This window comes from Acaryochloris sp. IP29b_bin.148 (assembly GCF_028285565.1).
Classification (GTDB): Bacteria; Cyanobacteriota; Cyanobacteriia; order Thermosynechococcales; family Thermosynechococcaceae; genus Acaryochloris.
In genome coordinates, this window is record NZ_JANQOY010000079.1 from 1 (window position 1) to 8,082 (window position 8,082).

5 protein-coding genes are annotated in these 8,082 nt (G+C 45.3%); 1 reads left to right on the forward strand and 4 read right to left on the reverse strand.

All coding sequences use genetic code 11. From position 1 onward, the window contains the following. Positions 1–379: 379 nt before the first annotated feature. The 4 genes from Q0986_RS07035 to Q0986_RS07050 all read right to left on the reverse strand — a co-directional run bounded on the left by Q0986_RS07035 (position 380) and on the right by Q0986_RS07050 (position 4,588). Complete coding sequence (locus tag Q0986_RS07035; RefSeq protein WP_299406771.1) at positions 380–1,120, reverse strand: hypothetical protein; 741 nt, start codon at positions 1,118–1,120, stop codon at positions 380–382. A 327-nt stretch (positions 1,121–1,447) separates the two neighbouring features. Continuing rightward, positions 1,448–2,743: an SPFH domain-containing protein gene (locus tag Q0986_RS07040; protein ID WP_299406776.1), complete on the reverse strand. Its 1,296-nt coding sequence runs from the start codon at positions 2,741–2,743 to the stop codon at positions 1,448–1,450. Positions 2,744–2,745: 2 nt separating this feature from the next. Continuing rightward, positions 2,746–4,152 carry an SPFH domain-containing protein gene (locus Q0986_RS07045; RefSeq protein WP_299406780.1) on the reverse strand — a complete coding sequence of 469 codons (1,407 nt, stop codon included), beginning with the start codon at positions 4,150–4,152 and terminating at the stop codon, positions 2,746–2,748. A 55-nt stretch (positions 4,153–4,207) separates the two neighbouring features. Next, positions 4,208–4,588, reverse strand: a complete 381-nt coding sequence (locus tag Q0986_RS07050; protein WP_299406785.1) for a hypothetical protein — start codon at positions 4,586–4,588, stop codon at positions 4,208–4,210. Between the two features lie 750 nt (positions 4,589–5,338). On the opposite strand from Q0986_RS07050, the gene Q0986_RS07055 reads away from it, so the two are divergent. Next, positions 5,339–7,681: a helix-turn-helix domain-containing protein gene (locus Q0986_RS07055; protein ID WP_299406788.1), complete on the forward strand. Its 2,343-nt coding sequence runs from the start codon at positions 5,339–5,341 to the stop codon at positions 7,679–7,681. Positions 7,682–8,082: the final 401 nt, after the last annotated feature.

The window sequence follows — 8,082 nt, forward strand, 5'->3', positions numbered from 1 at the left end:
GCGTTGAGGAGCTGGAGGCGCTGTTCCTGGCTGCCTGATCTAAAAGAGAAAATAGTTCGGGGATATCATGCTCATCGTAGTGAGTTTGGCTACTCAGTCTTGACACTTTCGTAGGGGTTGAGCCGTCGGGTAGAGAGGACTCTTTCAGGGTTAATTTGAAAAGCCATTCATTGAAGATAAAAATCTACGGCATAGAGGGCTAATTTTTTCTGAAATTCTTGCTGAGTATGTTCTGTATCCAATTGCGGATGGATATATTTTTGAACGCTTACCAAAGTTTTAGAGGTCAAGGGTACTGGGAAACCAAAGGTGAGAATTGTAGATTTCATAGGAAACAGAGGCAATAAGTTACAAGTAGGTTGAGAGAAGATGAGTAACTCTAAAGATATTGTCTGAAATAGGGTAATAATTTTCTTAATTTCAGTTGAAAGAAACAGGAAAGGTTTCGAGTTGTGATCCCTGTTTGAGTTGATAATTCTGTCCAAGTTTTACCCTGAACACAGTGAGCAATCGCTAGGTATTGAAAGGTGATTTCGGGGTAGTTATTTACAGAGTAGGTAGAGAGTAATTGCTCAGGATCGTTCTCTAGAAACAACCGCAGATTTTCATAATCTTCAGCCTGGGAATTTTCAATATCTATATTAGGAGCTATATATTCTAAAACTTGTGGGTCATAGTAGAGTGTATGCTGCAAATTTTGCTCATTGATCACTTCTAGAAACTTAAAGCGAAGTATAGAATTTACCCAAGTCATCACTGTTCTACTAGGTCGATACAATTCAAGCTTGTTACAGATATAAATCCAGGTTTTCTGTTTGACTTCGTTGTATAAGTCTTCAAACTTAGGGGGTGGATAGTAGTGAGCATATCTCCTCAATCGAGCAAATCGCTCTGATTGCTCGATTAGCATGATTAACCGAGTCAGTCTCTCCTGTTTAGCTACTGATTGCGAGGGATGTATACGAGCCTTCAATACGAGTTCTAGTAACTGCCGTTCTAGGACATCTTCATGACTTCGCCCTGTTAATTGTACAAGTTGGGCGAAGGCTTGCTGTTGAGGTATCGATCCTTGCGAATGGCTGTGAGCTTGCAACAGTAATTCCAGCAGTGCTTGATCCATTGGGATATAGGTTTTCAAATTTTGATTTGAGGCTTGAGCACAATACTTATGGAACGTGTCAGGACTAAGTATCCAAGATCGATATTCTTAGTGTTATTGACTAGACCTCTTGCATAATTCAGCTACCGATATGGTAGGGGATTTAAAATTCAAGTCAGATCGCGGCATTTATTGAGTTAGTAGCCCACCATGAAACGAATATTGCAAGAGGTCTACTATTGAATAAGATTTTCCCGAGAAATTGACTATTTCAAGAACTTCATTTTCCTAAAATTCTCAATTAACATCCTGGATACTCAGTCCTGACACGTTCCTTCATCTCATTGATCATGAGATGCCCCCTTGAGGATATGACTCTGATTCAATTTCAGACAACAGAGATTCAGAGGGAGATTCAAGGGAAGTCATTGTTGCCAACATCTGTTGTATGTCCATGCCAGTAGATTGCTGAAATTGTTCTAGAAAAGCGGCCAGTTTAGTAGCATTGGTACCCCTCTGGGCATCAATCACAGTAATATTCTGGACATTAACCTCTGGGACACTCTCCGCCATCAGTTTAGTCAAAATATGGAGTTGCTGAAACATGAAAATGTCTTGTGCCGCCGCTCCTGCTGCTTGCCAAGATTGCCCTAATTGGCGAGTTCCAATCGCTTGGGCTTTGCCTTCTTCAATAATCTGAGCTGCTTTACCTTTAGCCTTTGCGATCGCAACCTCACAATCCGCCTCTGCTGGCGCAATTACATCGGCCTGGAGCTGCTGTTTTATTTGGTGAATTCGCTCTGTTTCTACCGCTGCCTCCGCTTCGACGCGGGCCACCTGGATGCCTACCACAGACTCAACCTCCTCAATCGCTGCCACCCGCTTGCTTAAAGCATCACGCACTCGCTTTTGGGCATCAGCTTTAGCAACTTCTTCATCTCGTTGCAGCTGGCGTAAGGCAGTACGACGCAGGTTTGCAGAATCAAGAACTTGAGACTCTGCCGTGGCCTTTGCTTCGGCAATCCGCGCATCTCGAATCAGTTCTGCCTGTTGCTGGCGGCCTAAAGAATCTAGATAGCTGACCTCATCGGCAATGGTTTGGATCTGTAAACTATCCAGTAATAATCCCAACTTTTCTAGATCCGCTTCAGCTTCTTCTAATAGGCTCTTTGCAAAGGCAATCTGGTCAGAGTTTGCCTGCTCAGGGGTCAGGCTCGCTACAACTCCACGTAAATTCCCTTCCAGGGTTTCTTTGGCAAGCTGCTCAATCTCTTGGCGTTTTTTGCCCAAAAGGCGCTCAATGGCGTTATGAATGGTGGGTTCTGTTCCAGCAATTTTAATATTGGCGACTCCGGTCACAGTCAATGGAATGCCGCCCTTAGAATAAGCCCCAGTCACCTGGAGGTCGATAATCATATTGGTTAGGTCCATGCGGAAACTCTGCTCTAACAGAGGTATCTGCAAACTGCTGCCCCCTTTCACCAAGCGATAGCCCTTTTTTTGACCATTGGCGAGCTGAGTGTGAGGCCCCGCAAAGATTAACACTTCGCTGGGTTGACAAATGCAGTAGAAATTTTTGGTGACGCTCCAGCCTGCAGCTAAACTAACGCTGCTCAGACCAAGCAAGAAGGTGATCAGTTCCATAATTATGATCCTTGTTGAGGCAAAGGGTGGGTAAGAGACTGCGGCCCATGGGTCTGGGTCAAGGTACCTACGACATCAATGCCCAAAGTCTGGTGTAGGCTATCTAGAAATTGGTGGACTACTTGGGGGTAAACCCTCAGCAAGCTAGCCACGGCCTCACCATCGCCGTTATCCACCACCTTGACCCGGTGCAGATGAAGTCGTTCAGGAATTTGGACTGCTTCCCGCAACACAGTTTCAATTTGCTGGATCAAAAACACTTGAGAGGCATCGGTACCAATGTCTTGCCATACTTCAGCAAGCATGTCATTGACCTGGGCTGCCGCTCGGGCATTTTCGGCCAAAATCGCTGCATCACCTTGTTCCCGTAGTTCGGCTGCTTGCTGCTGGGCTTGAGCTGGTAGGACTTGGTCGGCCTGCAACCGCAGCCGCTCTACGTCAGCCCGCAGTTTCTGCAATATTTGTTCTACTTTAGCCCGCCGCTCATTGGTTGCGGCCACAGTAATTTCTTCTTCAGATCGAGCCTGGCGCTCCAATTTGGCTTTAATTTTGCGGAGTTGATTTTCTTGCTCTAAAACTACGGTTCGATCTTGGGTTTGAGCAACAGCCGCCTGTTCTTGGCATTCCGCCTCTATCTGTTCTGCGGTCGAGAGTGCATCAGATTCTGCCACCTCAGCATCCCGCAAGATCATGGCGATCCGCTGTCGCCCCAGCGAACTGAGATAGTCCACATCATCGGCCACGCTTTGAATTTTGAGAATATCGAGATGTAGACCCAACGTTCTCAGTTCTCGACTGACATCCGAGGCGATGCGTTCAGCAAACTGGAGGCGATCCTCATTCACCTGTTCGGGGGTCAAGGTTGCCACCACACCCCGCAGATATCCGGCTAGGGTTTCCTGAGCCACCCTAATAATTTCAGTGCGTTTGTGACCTAGAAAGCGTTCAATGGCGTTGCCTACCACCCGCGAATCGCTCGAAATTTTGATATTGGCGATCGCTTGAATATGTATGGGAATACCGCCCTTAGAATAGGCGTTATGGACTTCCACTGGCACTGCCATCGTCGTTACATCCATCCGCTTGACAGTTTCTACAATCGGAATTCGAATGGCTCGGCCCCCTGTCAATACCCGATACCCTAGCTTTTGACCATTGGGGGTCTTCCACTTGCGTCCTGAGAGAATAACCACTTCATTCGGTTTGCAAATGACCAAAAAAGCTTTTAAGAACCAGATGCCGACCAAGCTGCCTAAGACAGCTACGGTCAGGGGCAAGCCAACACTCCATAGGTTAGGAGACGAAGGTCCTTTAATAGAGGACTCAATCTTCAGGGAGGAAGTCGTCTTTTCTATTGACTGAGCCAAGATGGCATCCAATCTTTGGGGCAAGATGAGTTGCTGATTCATCGCAAAATACCTCTAAAGAAAATGCTGATTGCTGTAGACATGGGTGTGGAGCGTACTATATGTAATCCCTCAGAAGCGGGTCAATACCAAGACCCATGCATTCTTGTTGGGCCAAGATATACAAACTATCCTCAGAGATGACCAGGACATAATTGTCTTCAACAGCTACAACGAGAACCGAATTGCCCCGTTCAAAATCCTCCGAATCGTAGGCAAAGGCCCGCAGATTGAGAACGGAATCACCGATATTGATTCGTACCTTTCCTGGGTGGCCATGTCCAAACGGAATGTCAACCACTCCGTACAAACCGATTAGCTGATCCGATGGCATGAAACTGTCAACAGCTTGATTGCCTCGATGACACCAAATCAAGCCGATAATCCCTCCCCCGCAACTAATACCAATCGCCATCGCAAGACAGATCATTACAAACATGCGCATTTACCTTGAATTCTAGGAAAGCCGGGCATTCAAAAATATCCATGGGACAGTTGATTTTGCCCAGGTTGAGCTAAATCCTCTAGATGTTCAGGACCTCCTCCGCTACGAGACTTTTGAGGTTCTACCCTTAATCGTTTTGATTCAGATTGATAGGCATCAACTGGGTTGACTTGAGGCTGGCCTTTAAGTAGTAAAAAGAGTGCAATGCAACTCATACCAAGAAGTAACAAGCATGGGAAATATAGATACCTCACAGTGAAACCTCAGGCCATTTTCTAGAAACTTGCCAGAACATTCAGAAAGTTGTGATTTCAATTGATCTCTGCCGGTAGTATCACAGGTGAAGAAGTAAACCATCTGGATTAATTTTCAACCAATGGGTATCGGGTAGATAGCTGGGATGCTTGATAATTTTGGGATGTGTTTCATGAGCTACCTCCTAAAATTTTTCCTGTTTTGAAAGCAGCGACGCATATTTCAGAGTCAGTTGCCTTGTTATGAGAGTGAATTGAGACCATCGTCCTTAGAAGCAATATATTGAGTAAATCTCTTCTGCAATGAATGTCAGGGCAAACACCGAAATAGCCTGAGGTTCAGTAAGATAGAAGTCAGTCAACAGATATCATCAATAAATCGTCATAATACGATTCACAATGCTTAATATTTGTTTTATTGATGATATTATTTGCGTGACCTCTTCATAAAATCATCATAATATCTACAAGTCAAGCCTAAAATATCATCATGGCATCATCCAATCGAGGCAAACCCGCTCTGCAAGCATCTGCAAGAGGGGTAGAGCAGGCCCAGCAAATCTTCAAACGGAAGGGCTTGACCCGACAGGGTATGGCCCAAACCTTGGGAATTGATCGCTCTGTGGTCGGCAAATTTTTGAGAGGGGATAAGATCTGGTCTCAGAAATTTGAGGAGATCTGCAATTTTTTAGAGCTTCCTTGGCAAGATATTGCTGAGGGTATGGCTCCTACACCCCAGTTTTCCCAGGGGTCACCGGAAATGCGAAAAGCCCGCCAACAACTACGGGACTATCTTGAGCAACGCTGTGGTGCTATACGTATTCTCGGCATGGATAAGGCTCAGCCGGTAGAAGCAATCTATACCCAATTGCGGGTTTTACAGGGAGATAGTATCTATCCCTTAGTTGGGAATGATGCCCAGATCATCGCAAAGTTGACAGAAAGTCTTAATGGCAAAGAAGCTATTGAAAAATACTCCCATCTTCATATTTTAGGTCTGCCTGGATCGGGTAAAACTACATTTCTAAAATACCTGGCTCTGCAATGCATTCAGGGAAAACTGATGCCAGAAGTAGCGCCTATTTTTGTGGCTTTGCGAGACATTGCCCAACCTTTGAAACAGCAGGATCTTTTGACTTGTATCAGTGAGGTTTATGGGAAAACTTGTGGCCTAGATCCGGCTCTGCTCCAGCAGCTTTTTGATCAGGGGGCCGTATTATTGTTACTGGATGGCGAAGACGAAATTCCTGTGGCTCAGGCGCAGACCCTGGCTTTAACCGAGTTTGACCTGTTTTACAAAAATCGAGTCGTGATTACCTGTCGAACAGCAGCTAGTCGTCAGGTTTATGAACAATTTACCCAAGCCACGATTCAGCAATTTACAGACAACCAGATTGAAGAATTTGCCCAGCATTGGTTTCGGGCTACTCCCGATCAGGCGATTTCTTTCATGGCTTGGCTAAACACAAACAAGGCTGACTTCAGAGATAGCTTCGATTTAGCCAGTACCCCCTTGTTATTGACCCTTCTATGTATTGCTTTTGAATCCGCTCGCGAAAAACCGCAAAAGCGGCATCAAATTTACGAGATGGCGTTTGAACATATTCTCGGAGATTTGAACTATGGCCATATGCTGCCTGCAGCCACGGTCATCCCTGCCCAGACCTATCAAGAGAAATTGACGTTATTGAAGACTATAGCTAGAGCAGCCTTTGACTATGATGATAAAGTTTTTCCGGCTTCGCGAGCATTTCTAAGCCATGCGAGTATCGATCTTGAGATACAGGGCGGTTTATCACCCACTGAGTTTTTGCGGGAGTTGGAGGCAAGCTACGGCATCATCACTCAGGATTCATGGAATCACTACCGATTTTCGCATCTGTCGTTTCATGAATATTTTGTGGCTTTAGCCTTCCTTGATGAAATCCACGCAGATACAGAGGCTGCATTCTCAGTCCTTTTCAATGAAACCCATCTGTTCAATTCTGCTTGGTATGAAGTGTTTTGGTTTATTGCTCAAATGCTTCCCCCTCAAAAAGCAGAAGGTTTTTTGGAGACGTTCAAAACTAGACTTAGCGACTATTTACAGGGCCAGAATCCACAAGCCTTGGAGCAGGTTCAGGAGGGTGGTGAGGTTGCAACCCGTATCATCCATCTTTTCAAAACTCACAGGTCCAGCCCAACCTCAGCCCGCCAGAGTTTAGATACCCATCCTATTCAATCTGCCATCACCATCCGTGCCTTTTGCTCAGACTATTATTATCGATTTGACCCGGCACGTCGGATCAGTCGAGTCTTTGATGTGGGCTATCAATTCAGCCATGACTTAGTGTTAGCTCACTGCTTCAAGTGCAATCTTGGGCCAGTGCCAAAACGCAGTCTCAAGGCTGGCAAAAATTTTGATTTTGCCGATGCTCTAGTACATGTCTGGCATCAACAAGAACTGCAACAACAAAATCAGACACTTGAGACCATCGATGAGGTCCGAGCCTTATTCTTTGACTATGTGCTCCAAAATCCAGACCAATTTTCTCCAGTCTGTAGGCAGTATTTTTCAGGGGAGGTCCGTCGACTTGAAGATCTGGCAAAACTCTCTAAGCGCCAAGAAATTATTGAAAAAAGCAAATTAGTGGCTGATATTTCTAACCCGGATCAAGAAGAACATCCCTTTCTCGGATCTAATAAATTTCGGTTTCCTACCCTCGCCTATGATCATCCTGAAGCCGTCATCACCCTGAGTAACTATTACTACGGTTGTACCTTATTGTGTGATTGTTTTTCTGCTGAGCAAGCCTTGCCTCTTCAGCAGAAAATCTTACAAGGGTTGTTCTGATGGTTATGTTTCGTAGTCACCAGACGTTGCTCGTTCTTTCGGATGTTGTGGAGTGGCCTGAAAGTCTCTGCCTGTAAGCATTCATTGAGCCTGCAGTCAGGAGATTCTGTAGCCAGTTGTCATGGTATTGAAAACCGTTGAGATCTTTGAATGGAGAACATCTCTCAGGATCTTTTGATGTTGGAGAGTGATCAAAACCAGGAGAATTACGCAGCCATAGGCATTTCTTCTACTGGTCCTGCTCGGGGGTAACATTCTGAAATGTTCTGCTTTCTACCACTCTGAATCAAATCTTCGATGTACCTCGTTCTTTCGGATTTTGTGGAGTGAACTGCTCAATCCCTTTTCCCAACAATGTTCTGTAGGATATAGAGTCCATGATGCCCTCACTCTTGGTCATC